The sequence below is a fragment of the Salinirussus salinus genome (genome assembly GCF_009831455.1).
Lineage (GTDB): Archaea > Halobacteriota > Halobacteria > Halobacteriales > Haloarculaceae > Salinirussus > Salinirussus salinus.
In genome coordinates, this window is the sequence record NZ_WOWO01000003.1 from 307,368 (window position 1) to 323,954 (window position 16,587).

Genomic DNA, 16,587 nt, shown 5'->3' on the forward strand with positions numbered 1-16,587 from the left:
GTCGCCGCTCGCTTTTGGAGACGCCTCACTCCGTTCGGCGTCTCCCTGCTCACGGCTCCCGCTGGTCGCCGTTCGCGTTCTGGAGGCCTTCGCTACGCTCAGGCCTCCCTACTCCTCGAACACCGCCGCGAGCACCTTCCGCTCGGCGGTCCGAAGGTGCTGGTGGTAGGTCGACGGCGAGATGTCCATCGACTCGGCCAGCTCCTCCCCGGAGACGTCACGCGGCCAGTCGAAAAAGCCCCCGAGATACGCCTTCCGGATGGCGAGTTCCTGGCGGGCGGTCAGCGACTCCTCGATATCCGCGACCAGATCCCGTTTGGTCTGTTCGGGCCGCTCGTGTTCCCGGCGGGCGACCAGCTCCGTCGAGGGGTACCGCTCGGCCAGGTGTTCGACGACCGTCCGCGGGTCCGCGCTGGCGGGCAGTTCGAGCGTGACCCGCACGCCCGTCGGGCTGGCCGTGATGGCGTCGGTTTCGGCCCCGCGCTCGGCCAGCGCCGAGACGACCGGCGGGGAGTCGACGACGAACTCGAAGACGCTGCCCGACTCGCCGTCGCTGACGTGGCTGGCGTTCCCGACGCGGTCGGCCGACTCGGCGGCCGCGACCACCCGCTCGGGCTCGGCGGTCTCGGCCACGAACAGCATCACGACCGAGCCGTCGTCCTCGTACAGCGTCCCCTCGTAGGAAAGCGTGCAGTCCAGCCGGCGGGCGACGTCGCCGAAAAAGAGCTCGTCGGCGGCCATCGACACCTCCATCTCGATGACGCGGTCGGTCGCGAGGATGCGCCGGCCCTCGATGGCGTTTATCGCCGTCGACGCGAACTGTGCCAGCACCCGCAACACCGCGAGTTCGCGCTCGTCGAAGACGTTCGGGTCCTCGGCGTAGACGACCAGAACACCGTACTCGGTGTCGCCGTAGACGAGCGGGAAGGCCGCGAGCGCGCCCCCCGAGGAAAGCGCACAGCGGTGGACGGCGGCCAGTCCGTCCCCGTCCGGGGCGTCGGCGACCTGGAGGTCTCCGGTCCTGACGGCCCGGACCGCGGGGTCGGACCCATCGAGGTCGGCGGTCGCGTTCTCCGGGAGGGCGACGCCGTCACCGACCGCCGCCGGCACCAGCGTCTCGGTCCGCAGGTCGACCCGGCCGACCCAGGCGCCGGTGTAGGCGTCGACCTCGGCCAGCCGCTCGCAGACCGCCCGCTCGGTCTCCTCTCTGGAGTTTGCCTGCAGGACTGCCTCCGTGACGGCGTGTACCAGCCCGTCGATCCGGGACATCAGGTGCTCGAGTTCGCGGCGCTTCTCGCGGGCCCGCAGCTCCGCCAGCTTCCGCTGGGTGATGTCGATGTGCGCGACGACGACGCTGCCGGTCTCGTGCTCGGGCAGTGCGGCTGCCCGCATCAGAAACCAGTGTTTCTCCGCCTCGGAGTGACAGGGGTACTCCAGCGTGAAGACGTCCTGCTCGCCCTCGATGACCGCCTCCAGCCCCGCCAGCGCCCGCGCGGCGTCCTCGTCGGTCGAGACGTCCATCGAGTCGAAGTAGTTGGTCCCGACCATCTCCCCCGGCTGTCCACCGATCCCGGCGAACTCCCGCCACGCGCGGTTGGTGAAGAGGATCGTCCCCTCCCGGTCCAGCACCGCGATGTTAAACGGCAGGGTGTCGAGAGTGAGGCGGGCGAGGGAGTCTTGCTGGATCATATCAGCACCGTGGCTTGTACGGATCGGGGCCGGACTTCGTATAAAGGTGCCGGGCTGAACGCCGGTGTCCGGCTCCCGCCTCCCGGTTCACTCCCAGTTGTGTAACGCGTCCCGGAAGACCGCCGCCACGTCGTCGGCGGTCACGGGCCGGGGGTTACACCGGAGCAGCCGCTGCTGGGTGTCGACGGTCTGCTCGGCCAGCCACCTCACCTCGTCCTCCGTGATGCCCGCGAGGTCGTGCAGCCCGCTCGGGAGGACACCCAGGTCCTGCTGGAGCCGGAGGAACTCCTCGCGGGCCCGGTCGGCGGCCGCGCGGGTCCCCAGCCCGTCGGTGTTCGCACCCAGCAGCTCCGCCAGTGCCGCGAACCGCTCGGGGTCGCTGGCCACGTTGTAGCCGAGCGTGCTCGCCGGCGTCAGGACGGCGATGGTCTCGCCGTGGTAGGTGTGATGCCTGTTTCCGACGGGGTAGGCCATCGCGTGACAGAGGCTCGCCCCCGCGGTCAGCCCCGCGATGGCGCCGTACAGCGCCCCCTTCAGCATCGCCGTCCGTGCCTCGAGGTCGTCGCCGTTGTTGACCGCCCGCCGGACGTTGCCCGAGAGCAACTCGATGGCGCGCTCGCTGAACAGCTCGGTGAAGCCGGTCCGGCCGGCGTAGACCGGCCGGTCCGCCGGGTCCGCTGGCCGCAGCAGGTCGTCGAAGGCGTGAGTCGTGTACCCCTCCATCGCGTGGCCCAGCGCGTCCATCGCGGTCCGGGCGGTGATGTCGGGCGGTAGTGACGTGGTCAGCGTCGGGTCCAGCACGGCGGCGTCCGCGCGGACGTTGGGGCTGGAGATCCCCTCCTTGATCTCTTTCTCCTCGACGGAGAGGATCGCCACCGGGGAGATCTCCGAGCCGGTCCCCGCCGTGGTCGGCAACAACACGAGCGGCGGGCCGCTCTCTGTCAGGTCTTCGCCCGCGCCGGTCGGCTCCGCGACGTAATCGAGCGGCGACCCGCCGTTGGCCACGACCGCCCGCGTCGCCTTCGCGGTGTCCATGCAACTGCCCCCGCCCAGTCCGACGTAGAAGTCGTAGCCGCCGCCCCCACCGCCTCCGTCTCCGCCCTCGTCCCCGTCGCCGGCGCCCCCTTCCTCGCGCACGAACGCGAGACACGTCTCCACGTCCGCGAGCGATGGCTCGCGCGTGCACCCGTCGTAGACGTCGATGTCGAAGCCCGCGTCCTCGATGGCATCGGTGACCCGGTCGGCGTGGCCCAGGCCGACGAGCGTTCCGTCGGTGACGACCAGCCCCCGGTCGCCGGCCCCGACCCCCAGCGACCGCAGCTGGTGGCCAAGCTCCTCGACGGCGCGCGCCCCGACGCGGATCTCCGGCATCCGGACGTTCCAGACGGTTTCGGGCTCCAGTTCGTGGGGCGAGGCCGAGACCGACCGCTCGTAGCTCATCGGCTCCCCTCCGCGTGGTGTGACATGTCCAGACCAGTTCGTGAGCCCGCGTAATAAACGCCGGCCCGACCCCCGGCCTCACCTCTCCTCGGGCTCACGCCCCCCATGCGCGGTACGCGAGCGGTTCACTCCGCTCCCCCTCGCTGCTCACGGCTCGCTACGCTCGCCGTTCGCTATTGGAGACGCCTCACTCCGTTCGGCGTCTCTCTGCTCGCGGCTCCTGCCGTCGCCGCTCGCATATTGGAGGCCTCGGTCGCTGCGCTCCCTGCGGTCTCCCTACTCCTCGACGACCTCGATCCCGCGGTTGTTCACGGCCGCGGGGTCGAGTCCGACCTCCTCGAGGAACTGCTTGTACTCGCGCTCGCACTGCTCGGCGTCTTTCTGGCGGTCGCTGGCCCGGTCACACAGCGCCACCAGGTCCTCGGGTACCTCGTTGGTGTGGACGATCCAGTGGTTGATCAGGTCCGAGAGCCGCCGGATTGGGGAGGTGAAGTGGCCGTAGATCTCGAAGTTCAGGGCGTGGTGGCCGCCGAAGGGGTCGTTCATGTACTGGGCGCGGGGCATCACCTTCATCACCGCCCACTGGATGCTGTCGAGCTGGCGCTCGGGGGCCTGTTCGAGCGTGGCGTTGACGGCCTTCCGGGGGTCGTCCCAGGCGCTGCCCGGGATCGAGACGCCGTCGAGCTCCTGGATCTCCTGGAGGGCCTCGTCCCACTCCTCGGGGCTCGGCTGGGGGTGGACCCGGTACATCGCCTCGACCCCCCGGTCCCACATCAGCTCGTGGGTGACCGCCTTGTTGGCCTTCAGCATGCACTCCTCGATGATGGTGTGCGCGCGGTCCCGCTTGGGGTTCAACACCAGAGAGCCCTCCTCCTTGCGCTGCTCGTGCATCCGGTCGGCCAGCTCCCAGACCAGTTCGGTCTTCTCCGCCAGGTCGACCGACTCGTCTTCCAGCAGGTCGCCCGCGGTGTCGGGCTCGTCCAGCAGCCGTTCGGCCTCCGTGTAGGTCAGCCGCGCGTCGCTTCTGATGACGGACTTGTAGATGTCGATGGACTCGTAGCCCAGGTCCTCCTCGTCGAGGTGCATCTCCACGGTGTGTGCCAGCCGGTCCTCGTTTGGAACGAGCGAACAGACCGTCTCCGCCAGCACCGGCGGGAGCATGTGGACGGTGTAGGCCGGCAGGTACACGGTATTGGCGCGCTCGACGGCCGACTCCCACATCGCCGTGTCGGGGGTCACGTAGTGGGTCACGTCCGCGATGTGGACCCAGAGGACGTACTCCCCGTCGCGGCGCTCGACGGAGATGGCGTCGTCGAAATCCTGGGCGTCGACGGGGTCGGTCGTCCACGTCGTCAGCTCGCGCAGGTCCTCCCGGTCGTCGACCTCCGCCTCGATCTCCGCGCCGACCTCCTCGGTACGGGCCTTCGCCTCCTCGAGAACCTCCGCCGGGAAGCCGTCCGGGATGGAGAACTTCTCGAAGAGTTCCTCGCGCTTGTTCTCGATGTGGCGGGCGAGCTCGGGGTCTATCTCGACCGGCCCCTGCCCCTCGATGGTCCCGGCCGCCGCCTGGTCGTCGCGCTCTTCCTGCTCGGTGTCGCTCATGTCACCCGGTAGGCGGAGCCGGCAGTTAGTGGTGTCGGCGTGGCGAGGTCCGAGCGCAGCGAGGGCCTCGTGAAAGCGAGCGGCTCCTGCCGTCGCCGCTCGCGTTTCGGAGGCGCTCCCTGCGGTCGCGCCTCCCTACCGCTCGCGTTCGCCGGTCTCGGCCCCGTCGCTGAGTTCGGTGTACGCCGCCAGAAACTCCTCGCGGTCGGCCTCGCCGGCGCCGGCCTCGGTGAGCGTCTCCTCCAGCCCCTGGCGTGGCTGGTGGCAGTACTCGCCGTAACACTCCTTGCAGAGATACTCGAACTCCTTGCCGCGGCGCTCCCACCGGTTGCCGTCCTTGTCGTACTCGCGTGCCTTCGAGCGGGGGACGGATTCCCCGCACGCGATGCAGGTCACCTCCGTCCGGTCCGACCCCGAGCGCCACATGACTGCGGCTACGAACAGCCGGTATATGGGTTTGTTGGAACCGGCGGGGACGGCGACCTGCCGGCGCCCGGAGCGCCCGCGACACCGCCCCGCGTCCGGAGCGCTCCGGTGGTGGTAGCACTCCCGGGTAACACACCGGGTGCGCGTGCGAACGAGCCGTTTATCCGCCGCCCGCGCCACCCGTCGGTATGGACGTCAAATCGCGCCACCACCTCCGCTCGGACGCCGTCCGGGAGATCCGCGAGGCGCTCGCCGACCAGCTCGGGGTCGACCTCGAGGCGGACTCCTTCGAGAAGGTCGAACTCGAGGACGCCGACTGGGAGGTCGTCCTCGTCGACGGCGAGCCGCTGGTCTGTTACTTCGCGGGCGACCCGTTCCTGACGGTCAAGGGCGCGAACCGACACCCCCCCGAGAAGCGGACCGTCACCGTCGACGCCGGCGCCGTCCAGTTCGTCTCCGACGGCGCCGACGCCATGCGCCCCGGCATCGTCGCCGCCGACGAGTCCATCGCCGAAGGGGACCTGGTCGTCGTCGACGAGGAGAGCCACGGGAAGGTGCTCGCGGTCGGCCGGGCGCTGACTGACGGCGCCGACATGCTCGGCGAGGAGGGCCGGGTCGTCGAGTCGCTGCACCACGTCGGCGACGACCTCTTCGAGCTGACCGTTTAGTTCCCGTCGCCCCCGCTTTCCTCCGGTTCTGCACCCTCTTCGCGCTCTTCCGCCCGCTCCATCGCCATCTCGTAGCCCTCGCGGGCCAGGTCGTAGGTCTCTCGCAGGTCCGCGACCGGTGTCTCCGTGGCGTCGACCCGGAGGTCGTCGTAGAAGGGCCGCTCCTCGGGGCCGCGGTCGTCGGTCCGCCGGACCAGCAGCGCCGCGCTCTGTACGTGCAGGTCCTCGCGCTTGTCCCCGCCCTCCGCGTGGCCGGCTTCGAGCGCGTCGACCAGCCGGGTCGCGAGCGGCCGGTCCTCGTCGCGGCTGTCCTCGTAGGCTGCCGCGGTCTCCTCGACGACGCTCTCGCCGGTCAGGAGGTTACCCGCGACGGTGTAGCCGTCGCCGACGGTGTGGCCGAACCAGTCCCTGCACTCGGCGCCGGAGAAGGCGAACTCCCCGTCGCTGTCCACGCCGTGGAGCTGGCGCTGGCTGGCCTCCTCGTCAGCGTTCAGGAGCGACTGGAGGGCGTCCTCGACGGCCAGCCCGTCCGCCAGGTACTCGACGCCGCGCCGACCCAGCGAGACGTTGACGAAACTCTGGGTCGCGACCGCGCCGTGCTCGTTGGCGAACGGGCAGAGCGTCCCGACGGACGGGAGCCGGGTCGTGACGGCCACGCCGTAGCGGGTCTGCTGCTCGCCGTCCTCGTCCTCGTAGGGCTCGCGGACGCAGATGCTGAACGTCATGTGGCATGGTTGGCCGCGCCGGACAAAAAGCCGGCCGCCCTGGCGCGCGGGCCCGGCGCGGTCGGACCGTCCGTCGCCTGCGCTCCGCCGTCGACGTTCCGCCTGCCTGTCAGAAACGGGAACGACGAAATCAAGGGCTCGCCGCGTCGACGGTGGGGTAGTGAACGCGAACGACCGCGCGATCACCGCGCTGGTGATGCTCGCCCACGGGGCGGTCCACACCTACGAGCTCGCCATCCCGATCTTCGTGGTCGCCTGGATCGACCAGTTCGAGGTCATCTCGCTGGGCGTCGCGCAGCTGCCGGTCAACACCGCCACCGTCGGCGCCATGGTGACCGTCAGCTACGGCCTGTTCGGCGTCGGGGCACTGCCGGGCGGGGTGCTCGTCGACCGGCTGGGCTCCCGGCGGCTGATCAGCGCCTGCCTCGCCGGGATGGGCCTGTCCTACCTGTTGCTCGGCCTCGCCCCGAACATGCTGGTCATCGGACTCGCGCTGGTGGTCTGGGGCGTCGCAGCCAGCGTCTACCACCCCGCCGGCCTCTCGCTGATCAGCAAGGGCGTCCGCGAGCGGGGCACCGGCCTGGCCTACCACGGCATCGCGGGCAACCTCGGGATCGGCCTGGGCCCGCTGGTGGCCGCGCTCATGCTCGTGGTCGTCGACTGGCGGACCGTCGCGCTCGTGCTCGGCGCGCCCGCGCTGCTGGCGGCCCTCTACGCCGCCCGCGCGGACTTCGACGAGACCGCCGCCGTTGAACCCGTGGCTGACGGGGGCCAGGAAACGGGCGACGCCGACGACGCTGGCGGATCGAAAGCCGACGCCGGCGTCGACTCGCTGGGGGAGTTTCTCGCCGAGTCGAAACGGCTGTTCGCCGGCGTGTTCGTGCTCGTGTTCGTCGTCGTCATGTGCTCGGGGCTGTACTACCGGGGCGTGCTGACATTCCTGCCCGAACTCCTGCGCGGCCTGCCCGGCTTCGAGCCGGTGCCGGTCGGCTCGCTTCTGCCCGGCCCGGTGCGCGAGCTGCTGGGGGTCTCCGCGGAGGGCTCGCGCACCCTGAGCCCGGGCGACTACTTCTACTCCGGGCTGCTGCTGATGGGTGTGGTCGGGCAGTACGCCGGCGGGAAACTCAGCGACCGGATCCCCGTCGAGTACGGGCTGTCGGGGGCGTTCGCGGTCCTCGCCGTCCTCGCAGTGCTGTTCGTCCCCGTCTCGTCGATGGGTCTGGGACCGCTGTTGCTCTTTGGCCCCGTCCTCGGTATCTTCCTCTTCGTCGTCCAGCCGATGTACCAGGCGACGGTCGCGGAGTACACTCCGGCCGGCACGCGCGGGCTCTCGTATGGCTTCACCTACCTTGGCGTGTTCGGCGTCGGCGCCCTCGGCGGCGGCATCGCCGGCGCGCTGCTGGCCTTTGCCGACCCGACCGCGCTGTTTCTGACGCTTGCCGGCTTCGCGACTGTCGGCTCGCTCGTGGGGCTGACGCTCGCGCGGCTCCGGCGCCGAACCCGACCGACGGCGTGAGGCGCCCGCGGGTGACGGTGTCGCGTTCCCGCCGGATCCGTGCCGGAACGTGGCGGGTTACTGGCCAGCAGGCGCGTGTCTGACGTAAAGCCTAAGCGGGCAGCGACCGGGGCACACGGTATGGGACTTATGAGCAAGATCCTCGGCGAGAACGGGGGGGCCCGCGGGACCGAGGACTACGTCACGCTCGATGCCGGGGACGTCGAACTGGCCGACGTGGGCGCGGACACGCTGGTCCACATCGCCGACATCGGCGACAAATCCGACGTCGTGGACATCAAGGACGCCGTCTACGACGGTGACGTCGTCATCGCGGACATCACCCGCCACACCACCCAGGACCGGACGATGGAACACATCACGGACGAGCTCAAGCAGGTCGCCCGCGAGGTCGGCGGCGACATCGTCCAGAAGGACGACGACCAGCTCATCATCACGCCCGCCGGCGTCCAGATCAGCCGCGAGCGTCTCGGGCGGTAGCTCCGGACCGCAACCCTACCTCCGGCGGTTTCTCTTCACGCCGATCCCGACAGACATACGGTCCCGCGCCCGGCAGTCGATCCCATGTCGAGATTCAGCGTCGACGGCCGGAACGCGATCGTCACGGGGGCAAGCCAGGGGATCGGGAAGGGGATCGCCGAACGCCTCGCCGAGGCGGGCGCGAACGTCGCCATCTGCTCGCGGGCACAGGAGCGGGTCGACCCCGTCGCCGAGGCCATCGAGGAGGAGGGCGGGACCGCCTTCGCCATGGAGTGTAACGTCCGGGACGCCGACGCCGTCGAGGAGTTCGTCGACGCGACCGTCGAGGAGTTCGGCGGCGTCGACCTGCTCGTGAACAACGCCGGCGGGGAGTTCGTCGCCGACTTCGAGGAGATAAGCGAGAACGGCTGGAAGGCCATCGTCGACCTCAACCTCCACGGCACCCGCCACTGCACGCAGGCGGCCGGCGAGTACATGCGCGAGAACGGGGGCGGCGACGTCATCAACATCTCCAGCGTGAACGGCCAGCACCCCTGCCCGGGCGAGAGCCACTACGGCGCCTCGAAGGCGGCGATCATCGACCTGACCGAGACGCTGGCCGTCGAGTGGGCCGAAGAGGAGATCGCGGTCAACTGCGTCGCGCCGGGGCTGATCCAGACCCCCGGCGTCGCGGAGACGCTGGGGATCGACGCCGACGAGATGCCCCCCCGCGAGCGGGTCGACCGCCGGATCGGCTACGCCGAGGACATCGCCGACGTCGTCCAGTTCCTCGCCAGCCCCGCCGCCGCGTTCATGACCGGCGAGACGGTTACCGTCAAGGGCGTTCCCCGCGCGGGCAACTCGATGGCCGAGGACCTCGGGCTGGAGGACTGAACTTCCGGGTGCCGTTGCGGGCCTTTGTGACAGGTCTCAGCGGCCGTGCTGAATAGAGAGTGCGGGTGTGTGAGGGGACCGATAGAGGGGTCGGTCAAGTCTTGCGGTGTGAAACTGTCCGACAATCATATTCTACTACAGTTACATCCGGTGATTGATGAGCGAAGGAACAGACCCGGACTCAGCGGACGTGACGTACCGCGGTCTCCCGAAACACGCTCCTGTATTCGAAGTCGTTCGGGCGTCGTACGCAGTCGGGATCGGCGCCGTGGTGACAACTATTCCTGCGCTTGGCGTGTACGTTCTCGGGATCGAACTGCCCGGCATAGTCGCCTCCACTGGGTTCTTGATCGGCCTCGGGGTCCTCCCGGCCGGCTTATATTTCTACGACCGGTATCACGAACGTGACCTCGTTATCGCCGACCCTGGACAGGCACTGGTCCGTCTGGCTGCCTATCTGAACCCCCTCCCTCCGGGTTGAACATACCACCCTGGAACTCGAATCTCGACGACCCGCTGCATGCACCCTCCACATCCAGCACGCTCTTTTTGACAGTGTGTCGGTAGCCAGCTACGATGCCGCTGAATAGAGGGCGCGTATTCAGCGCGCAGATAGCTCCGATCTCCAGTGGAATTGCTACCGTTTTCTAGACCTTTGGGTACAGTTCGCACAGTAGCGATGGAGAGAGCTCAACTATCCACCGATTTCGCTCTAACAAAAGTCCGGTGACAGTCATGGCACCACTGTATACAGAGCCCGTACCGCAAAATACCTACTGTGAGGGTCCGCTGAGTACTACTCCGAACCGTACCTACCGATTCCGACCGCGATCAGCAACAGCGCGAGTACGATGGGAGTGTAAACGAGCTCCCCAGTATACGCCATTATTCCTACCAACATCGCGGCAATGAAGATGACCACGTTCTTCCAACGTGCATTCACTCGTCGCTGAATCGTTTCGTTCATGCGTATGATCTGTCTGGAAATATATTAGCTGTTCCTCCGATCTACTCTGTAGGTGACCGTTAGTATCTGTACCATCTTTTTTTGATATTAGGATGACAAGAACGCTTTCTGTTTGGGGATAACGGCTACTCGGTCCCCGCAAATAGTTGCTTTCCTCGGTGCTGCATTCAGCCTCTGTATCGGTCACGGCAATTTCGACAGACAGTCGTCAGGTGGATGGTGTCTGTGCGAGATGGAGGTCGCGTCCCTCTCACCCCCGCCACTCGCTGTTCAGACTGCTACCTGGCTTGAGGAACCACGAACGACCGGAGAGACAGCTCCCAACAGAAATAGTACGGCTATGGTAGCTTCAGTCGTGTTCACACCCGGCAATCGGTAGAGCAGGTGTTAAACCCGGCAGGGGTGCTTCGGAGCGAGAAACAGGAAGACGACATCCACGTCTTCTCACGCCGGTGTGGCTTTGCGGGCCCTGAAACACCGCTCCAGGATTTTATACTGGAGCGTCGAAGGTCAAGGTATGAACTCTGCCCTCCACAGAGGTGAACCCCGGGACGCCTGTCGTTTCGGGCTGACAGGCGCGCTCGCAGGCCGTTCCGACCTCGACGCCACAATGCTCGCGGAGTCGATTCCGGCGACTCATGCGACCGTCGAACCGGCGACGCTCCAGCCCGACCAAGACGGTCAGTATCGGTCGCTCGCCGCCGGTGGAGTTGTCGGCAGAAATACCCGGCTGGCCGGAGCCGCCGAAGACCCGCCCTTCCGGCCGGACTGGCCAGTCGCCCACGACGGGGCGGTGTGTACCCCCGAGAGGACCGCCGTCGGCCGGGACAAAACCCGGGCCGAGCGGGGCGACTCCGTGGAGGCCGGCGACGACCTCGGGGTTGAAGCCATCGCGGGAAAGGGAGGGGCCTGACATGCTGCGGAGGCTCGGTCGCGTCTTTGCGGCCAACTTCTTTCTCGGGTTCTCGCTGGTGAACATCGGTCTCGTGGTCTTCACGATGGTGCATGGGCTGGTGCTCTACGCTTTCATCCACTCCGTGATGGGTGTCATCTCAGGCATGCACCACGTCCAGCACATGTCTACCCCGCTGGACGACATCGAGGACAGGTACGTTGCAGACGCTTTCGAGTGACCGACAACCTACCCATCGACAGCCCGGTCACACCGACGACCACGGGCGGGAACACCGACACCCCTGCGCTCGTGAGTGTCGGGCGAGCGGCTGATCTAGGGCGTCGGGTAAGTGAACCGGGCCGTATCGTGCCAGTAGCCCACGCCCGCCCGGATCCCGCTCCGGAACGTAGTGATTGAACCACTCGACCCCTGCCGAACAGACCCTCTGTAGCCAGCACGCCGTGCTCTCGTCTGCCCGGCGTTTCAACAGAGCCAACGTCCGGAGAGAGCGGAACGCAAACGCGCAAGTCGGTAGCCCGCGGGCGGTGACCGCGGAGGGAGCACCTCAGACGTTGTCGGGGGTCTCGGCGTCGTCCTCGACGTCGCGTTTCATCGAGTCCCGGCGGGCCTTGGCGTCCCGACCGGTGGCCTCCTTGAGGAACTCGTTTTTCGCCGAGACCGCGTCCTCCGCGGCGTCGACGTGACCCTCGGCGATGACCTCCTCGGCGGGGCGCTCCTCGATGTCGAGCGCGAGCTTGTCCTTCTTGCTGCCGTACTCGACGGCGCCGGCGACGACCCGGGTGAAGACGGGGTTGTCGGGCTCGTCGACGACCAGCAACGTTCCGTCTTTGTACTCGGTCTCGTCGGTCACCTCGCCGAAGTACTCCTCGACGAACGCCTCCATGTCCTCGACGCGGTCCTCGAGGTGCTCCCCGCGCCGCATCTTGTACTCGCGCATGGCCGGGCATTTGCGAGGGCGCGTCTTACCTCTTTCGTGGACGCGCCCGCGGGTGTGTGCGTGCCACACCCGCGGCCAGCCGTCGACGCTTCGCTCCCCCCGAAACCGGCGCCACATGCGGCTACCCGACCCCGCACGCCGGCGACGACAGCGGGCCAGTTCAGGGCAGGTCAGACCGGGGCAGGCCGGGCCGGGTCAGGTCCGGTGTTCCAGTGACCCGCGGTGACACTCCGGGCAGAAATCGCCCGCCCGCAGCGAGGAGTCCTCGACCGGCGTCGAGAAGTCACACTCCGGACAGTGGAAGGTCCCCTCGGGCACCGTCACGGCCGTGCTGGTCGGCTCGACCTCCGTGGGAGTCTCGCTGTCGGTCTCCGGGGCCCAGTCCTCCTCGTCCCCGTCGTCGTCCTCTTCGGGCCACTCCGGGACCGCGTCCGCGGGTCCGTCCGTCCCCGCGTCGTCGGTGTCGTCTTCGCCTTCCTCGGGCCATTCGCCGGGCGCACGTCCCTCGTCGGGCTCCTCGTCGTCCGCGTCGAGGATGACGCCGTCGTCCTCGTCGGGGTCCGGGTCGGACGCCGGGCCCGGTTCGGGCGACGGCCCGGCTCCCGCGTCCCCGCCCGAAACGCCGCCCGACGCGACTCCGCCCTCGGCGCCCGCGGCTGCCGTTCCCGTCTGACTGTCGGTCCCGCCGCCGGCGGTGTCGGGGTCGGATTCCATCTCCTCTGCCGCCGCTGTCGTCGTTCCGTCCGCATCCGCGAGGTCGTCGCCGACGATGTCCGAGGGGGTCTCCAGCGTCGTGACCTCCTTGTTCTCTGAGACGACGCGCTCGGCGCCACACCGGGTGCACGTCTCGGTCTCGCGGATGGTGATGACCACCTCGCTCCCCTGCTCCTCGCGCTCGCGTTCGACCTCGCCGTCGCCGAACGCGTGCCCGAACAGGGAACACTTGAGACTCATTGTCACGAGATGGCTGCCTGCCGCACATAAGCGTACTGCTTGGGTCGATGACGGCGCTGCCGGCCGGCGTCGGTCGGTCGCTGCCGGCCGCCACGAGCGCACAGTATAAGACCCGTCACGGCCTTACACCCGGACATGCGAGCGAAGCCGGAGCACCGTGACCGCGACGGGACGGAGGTGGCGGTGCTGGACGCCCTCGCCGACCGCCGCGAGGAGGGGATGACCGTCTTCGAACTCCGCTCGCACGTCGACGAGGACATCGACACCCTGGAGGAGGCGCTCGGCGAGCTCAAAGACGACGGACTCATCGAGGCCCGCGAGAGCGACAACCGGACGGTGATCCTCCCCGACGAGGCCGCCGTCGGCCCCGCCGACTCCGAGGAGGAAGAACCCGACATCTTCGACCGGATCCGCGACCGCCTCCCCTTCTAACCCCTCTAGACAGCGCAGTTGTTCGGCCCGAGCTCCAGCTCGACCCACGCCTCGCTGTCGCCGGCGTCCTCGCCGCTGGCGTCTCCGGCGCCCTCGCTGTCGCCGCCGGAACCGAGCGTCTCCGCCCCACGGTTGATCGCGAGGATGCGCTCGACGTTGGCCGGCCGGGGTGCGTCGGTCAGCACGTGCTCGACGAAGGCCGCCCGGTCCAGCCCGAGCGCCTCGACCCGCTCGCGAAGCGCCGAGAGGCGGGCTGTGTACGTCCCCTCGACCAGTTCGGTCTCCGGTCGCCGGTGGCCGGGTGCGACCAGCGGGTCCTCGCCGGCCGCGGGCAGCCGCTCGTGGAGGGTCTCGTAGAGCTGTTCGGCCTGGTCGCGCGGGTCGACGCCCTCCTGGAGGTCCGGCCGGGCGACGCTGTCCAGAAAGAGGGAGTCGCCGGCGAGCAACACGTCCCCGACCACGAGCCCGGTCATCTCCGTCGTGTGGCCGGGCAGCGCGACCGCCTCGACGGCCGCCTCCCCGACGTCGACGGTCTCGCCGTCGCCCAGCACCTCGCCGCCGTATGTCACCTCGCGGCGGTCGATGCCCGCCGGCAGGAGCCGTCTGGGTGGGTCGCTGGCGCTCCCCGCGGGCCCCGCGTCGCCGCCCCCGGGCGTCACCTCGCGCAGCCCGCTGAGGTGGTCGGCGTGGAGGTGCGTGTCGAAGACGGCGGCGAGTTCGGCGCCGCGCTCGGCCAGGTCCTTCCGGTAGGCGTCGACGCCAGCGAGCAGCGGGTCGACCAGCAGCGCCTCGCCGCCGTCGAGAACCGCGTAGCTCAGACAGCCCGTCGCCGGCCGCTCGTACTGGACGACCGTGGGCTCCTCGCGGACGACCCGGGAGAGGTGGACCCGGCCCCAGGCGTCCATCCCGCCGGCGAGGTTGCGCGCCTCGACGCCCGCCGCGGTCAGCACGCCCGCGACGTAGTCGCTGGCCTCGCCCCGGCCACAGACGACGGTGACAGGCCCCTCGCCCCCGACCTCGGCCGCGAGGTCGCCGACCTCGTCCCGTACTTGGGCGGCCATGAACTTCGCGTAGGGAACCTGGGTGAAGGCCACGCCGGGCCCCTCGATGCGCCACTGGTCGACCTCGTCGCGGTCGCGCACGTCGAGCAGCCGGACCGGCTCGCCGGCCGCGAGCGCCTCCGCCAGCGCCGCCGGCTCGACGCTGTCGGGCTCCGCTGGCGGCTCCGGCGTGTCGGGCACGTCTGGGTCGCTCATACCCGCTCTATGCCCGCGAGGGACATAAACGGCGGCTCCAGGCCGCCCGGGGCCGGTCCCGCACCCGCGCGGCCGACGCTGGCGGACGCGGCGGGTCCGGGCGGGCGGACGTATTTAGTCCGGGACGCGCTACGTGGGTGTATGGACGTCACCGAGCGCGTGCGCGAGAGCCACGCCACGGCGCTTGACCGGCTCGGCTCCGAGAAGAGCCTGCTCGCGCTGACGGAGGCCCGCCTGGAGACGCCGGCGGTGCTTTCGGCGGCCGGCGCCGCCCTGGCGAGCGCGCGAGCGACGCTGTCGGACTGGGCGGCGGACGCGGGCGGGTCGGTCGCCGACGCGCTCGCGGCGGCCGCCGAGGACCTCGGCGCCGCCGCCGACCGCGTCGCCGAGTCGCTGGACGCCGCGCTCCCCGGCGACAGCCCCTTCGTCTCGCTCGCCGCCGACACCGACGCCGGCCGGGCCGGCGCGGGGCTGGTCGGCCTCGGGCTCGTGCTCGACCGGGTGTTCCTGCAGTGTGTGAGCTTCTTCGTCAACGAGGCCGACACCGCCCGCGCGGACCTGTTCCGGGACCTCCGCGGGGTGGCCGACGACCTGCTCGACACCGCCGCCGACCTCGGCCTCGACGGCGAGGCGGCCGAGGAGGCTGCCGGGGCGGCGGGCGCGGTCGTCGACGCCGCCTACGACGCCTACGTCGACCGGCTGGAGGCGATGGGCTTCGACCCCAAGCCGATCTGCTGACCGCTGTGGGCGCTGGAGGCCCGTCTTTTTGCCGCTGGCCCACCTACGAGGAGTATGCGCGTCGTCTCCCTGCTGCCCTCCGCGACCGAGACCGTCTACGCCCTGGGGGTCGAGCCCGTCGGCGTCTCCCACGAGTGTGACTACCCGCCCGCGGCCAACGAGAAGCCGGCGGTCAACCGCTCGCGGGTCGACCCCGAGGCCACCAGCGCCGAGATCGACCGCCAGGTCCAGGACGCCGAGGACTCGGGCGGCGTCTACGAGATCGACCGCGAGACGCTCGCGGAGCTCGACCCGGACCTGGTCATCTCCCAGGGGATCTGTGACGTCTGTGCCGTCGACGAGGTCCGGGTCCGGGAGGCCGTCGAGGACCTCGGGCTCGACTGCGAGGTGCTGACGACCGACCCTCACAGCCTGGCGGACGTCTTCGCCGACATCGAGCGGGTCGGTGCCGCCCTGGACCGGGAGGAGCGGGCGGCCGAACTCGTCGCCGACCTCCAGCAGCGGGTCGACCGCGTGGAGGAGCGGGCGGCGGGCGCAGAGCGGCCCCGGACGGCGGTGCTTGACTGGCTCGACCCCGCCATGGTCGCGGGCCACTGGGTGCCGGGGATGGTCGACCTGGCGGGCGGCGCGTACGGGATGGCCGACCACGGCGCGCGCTCGCGGCCCCGCGAGTGGGCCGACGTCCGCGCGTACGACCCCGAGGTGCTCGTCGCCGCCCCCTGCGGGTTCGGACTCGACCAGACCGTCCGGGACCTGCCCGCGCTCACCGACCGCGAGGGGTGGGACGACCTGACCGCCGTCGAGGAGGGGCGGGTCTACGTCGTCGACGGCCACCACTACGTGAACCGGCCGGGGCCGCGGCTGGTCGACACCCTGGAATTTCTGGGGTGGTGTCTCCACCCCGACGCCTTCGACCGGCCGCCCGCCGACGCCGTCCGGCCGCTGGAGGCCGTCCTCCAGCAGTGACC

At 69.6% G+C, this 16,587-nt stretch carries 19 protein-coding genes; 10 read left to right on the forward strand and 9 right to left on the reverse strand.

All coding sequences use genetic code 11. The features are described 5' to 3' along the window. Positions 1-108: 108 nt before the first annotated feature. The 4 genes from GN153_RS11490 to GN153_RS11505 form a co-directional block, all read right to left on the reverse strand. A complete protein-coding gene (locus tag GN153_RS11490; protein ID WP_159902879.1) occupies positions 109-1,689 on the reverse strand; it encodes a bacterio-opsin activator domain-containing protein in 1,581 nt (526 codons plus the stop codon). Positions 1,690-1,776: 87 nt separating this feature from the next. Then, positions 1,777-3,129 carry a hydroxyacid-oxoacid transhydrogenase gene (locus GN153_RS11495; protein ID WP_159902881.1) on the reverse strand — a complete coding sequence of 451 codons (1,353 nt, stop codon included), beginning with the start codon at positions 3,127-3,129 and terminating at the stop codon, positions 1,777-1,779. Between the two features lie 276 nt (positions 3,130-3,405). Then, a complete protein-coding gene (locus GN153_RS11500) occupies positions 3,406-4,731 on the reverse strand; it encodes an RNB domain-containing ribonuclease (RefSeq protein ID WP_159902883.1) in 1,326 nt (441 codons plus the stop codon). Between the two features lie 135 nt (positions 4,732-4,866). Further along, a complete protein-coding gene (locus GN153_RS11505; protein WP_159902885.1) occupies positions 4,867-5,157 on the reverse strand; it encodes a DUF7562 family protein in 291 nt (96 codons plus the stop codon). A 188-nt stretch (positions 5,158-5,345) separates the two neighbouring features. On the opposite strand from GN153_RS11505, the gene GN153_RS11510 reads away from it, so the two are divergent. Further along, positions 5,346-5,825 (forward strand): RNA-binding protein, encoded by a 480-nt coding sequence (locus GN153_RS11510; RefSeq protein WP_159902887.1) that lies wholly within the window; start codon positions 5,346-5,348, stop codon positions 5,823-5,825. Here GN153_RS11510 and GN153_RS11515 read toward each other — a convergent pair. Then, positions 5,822-6,550 carry a DUF1028 domain-containing protein gene (locus GN153_RS11515; protein ID WP_159902889.1) on the reverse strand — a complete coding sequence of 243 codons (729 nt, stop codon included), beginning with the start codon at positions 6,548-6,550 and terminating at the stop codon, positions 5,822-5,824. The two genes, GN153_RS11510 and GN153_RS11515, sit on opposite strands and share 4 nt — an antisense overlap. Positions 6,551-6,746: 196 nt before the next feature. Here GN153_RS11515 and GN153_RS11520 point away from each other — a divergent pair, with 196 nt between their 5' ends. From GN153_RS11520 to GN153_RS11535, 4 genes are all read left to right on the forward strand, one after another. Further along, positions 6,747-8,066, forward strand: a complete 1,320-nt coding sequence (locus tag GN153_RS11520; protein ID WP_159903795.1) for an MFS transporter — start codon at positions 6,747-6,749, stop codon at positions 8,064-8,066. Between the two features lie 120 nt (positions 8,067-8,186). Continuing rightward, positions 8,187-8,546: a cell division protein SepF gene (locus GN153_RS11525; RefSeq protein ID WP_159902891.1), complete on the forward strand. Its 360-nt coding sequence runs from the start codon at positions 8,187-8,189 to the stop codon at positions 8,544-8,546. An 84-nt stretch (positions 8,547-8,630) separates the two neighbouring features. Then, entirely contained in the window at positions 8,631-9,419 is a 789-nt protein-coding gene (locus GN153_RS11530) for an SDR family NAD(P)-dependent oxidoreductase (protein WP_159902893.1), read from the forward strand. 157 nt (positions 9,420-9,576) lie between these two features. Then, positions 9,577-9,900: a hypothetical protein gene (locus tag GN153_RS11535; RefSeq protein WP_159902895.1), complete on the forward strand. Its 324-nt coding sequence runs from the start codon at positions 9,577-9,579 to the stop codon at positions 9,898-9,900. A gap of 315 nt (positions 9,901-10,215) precedes the next feature. Here GN153_RS11535 and GN153_RS11540 read toward each other — a convergent pair whose 3' ends face one another. Next, on the reverse strand, positions 10,216-10,386 hold the full coding sequence (locus GN153_RS11540; RefSeq protein ID WP_159902897.1) for a hypothetical protein: 171 nt from the start codon (positions 10,384-10,386) through the stop codon (positions 10,216-10,218). A 517-nt stretch (positions 10,387-10,903) separates the two neighbouring features. Here GN153_RS11540 and GN153_RS11545 point away from each other — a divergent pair. Beyond that, entirely contained in the window at positions 10,904-11,299 is a 396-nt protein-coding gene (locus GN153_RS11545) for a hypothetical protein (protein ID WP_159902899.1), read from the forward strand. Position 11,300: 1 nt separating this feature from the next. Continuing rightward, positions 11,301-11,519 (forward strand): hypothetical protein, encoded by a 219-nt coding sequence (locus tag GN153_RS11550; RefSeq protein WP_159902901.1) that lies wholly within the window; start codon positions 11,301-11,303, stop codon positions 11,517-11,519. Between the two features lie 327 nt (positions 11,520-11,846). Here GN153_RS11550 and GN153_RS11555 read toward each other — a convergent pair whose 3' ends face one another. Further along, a complete protein-coding gene (locus GN153_RS11555) occupies positions 11,847-12,239 on the reverse strand; it encodes a DUF5611 family protein (protein ID WP_159902903.1) in 393 nt (130 codons plus the stop codon). A 195-nt stretch (positions 12,240-12,434) separates the two neighbouring features. After that, positions 12,435-13,193 (reverse strand): DUF7093 family protein, encoded by a 759-nt coding sequence (locus tag GN153_RS11560; RefSeq protein ID WP_159902905.1) that lies wholly within the window; start codon positions 13,191-13,193, stop codon positions 12,435-12,437. A gap of 135 nt (positions 13,194-13,328) precedes the next feature. Here GN153_RS11560 and GN153_RS11565 point away from each other — a divergent pair, with 135 nt between their 5' ends. After that, complete coding sequence (locus GN153_RS11565; RefSeq protein ID WP_159902907.1) at positions 13,329-13,625, forward strand: DUF6432 family protein; 297 nt, start codon at positions 13,329-13,331, stop codon at positions 13,623-13,625. Positions 13,626-13,630: 5 nt separating this feature from the next. On the opposite strand, the gene GN153_RS11570 is transcribed toward GN153_RS11565, so the two are convergent. Next, positions 13,631-14,881, reverse strand: a complete 1,251-nt coding sequence (locus tag GN153_RS11570; protein ID WP_159902909.1) for an MBL fold metallo-hydrolase — start codon at positions 14,879-14,881, stop codon at positions 13,631-13,633. Between the two features lie 141 nt (positions 14,882-15,022). Here GN153_RS11570 and GN153_RS11575 point away from each other — a divergent pair, with 141 nt between their 5' ends. After that, positions 15,023-15,619, forward strand: a complete 597-nt coding sequence (locus tag GN153_RS11575) for a transcription antitermination protein (RefSeq protein ID WP_159902911.1) — start codon at positions 15,023-15,025, stop codon at positions 15,617-15,619. Positions 15,620-15,673: 54 nt separating this feature from the next. Further along, the gene (locus GN153_RS11580) at positions 15,674-16,585 is read left to right on the forward strand and encodes a cobalamin-binding protein (RefSeq protein WP_159902913.1); all 912 of its coding nucleotides are present in this window, start codon (positions 15,674-15,676) and stop codon (positions 16,583-16,585) included. Positions 16,586-16,587 lie beyond the last annotated feature (2 nt).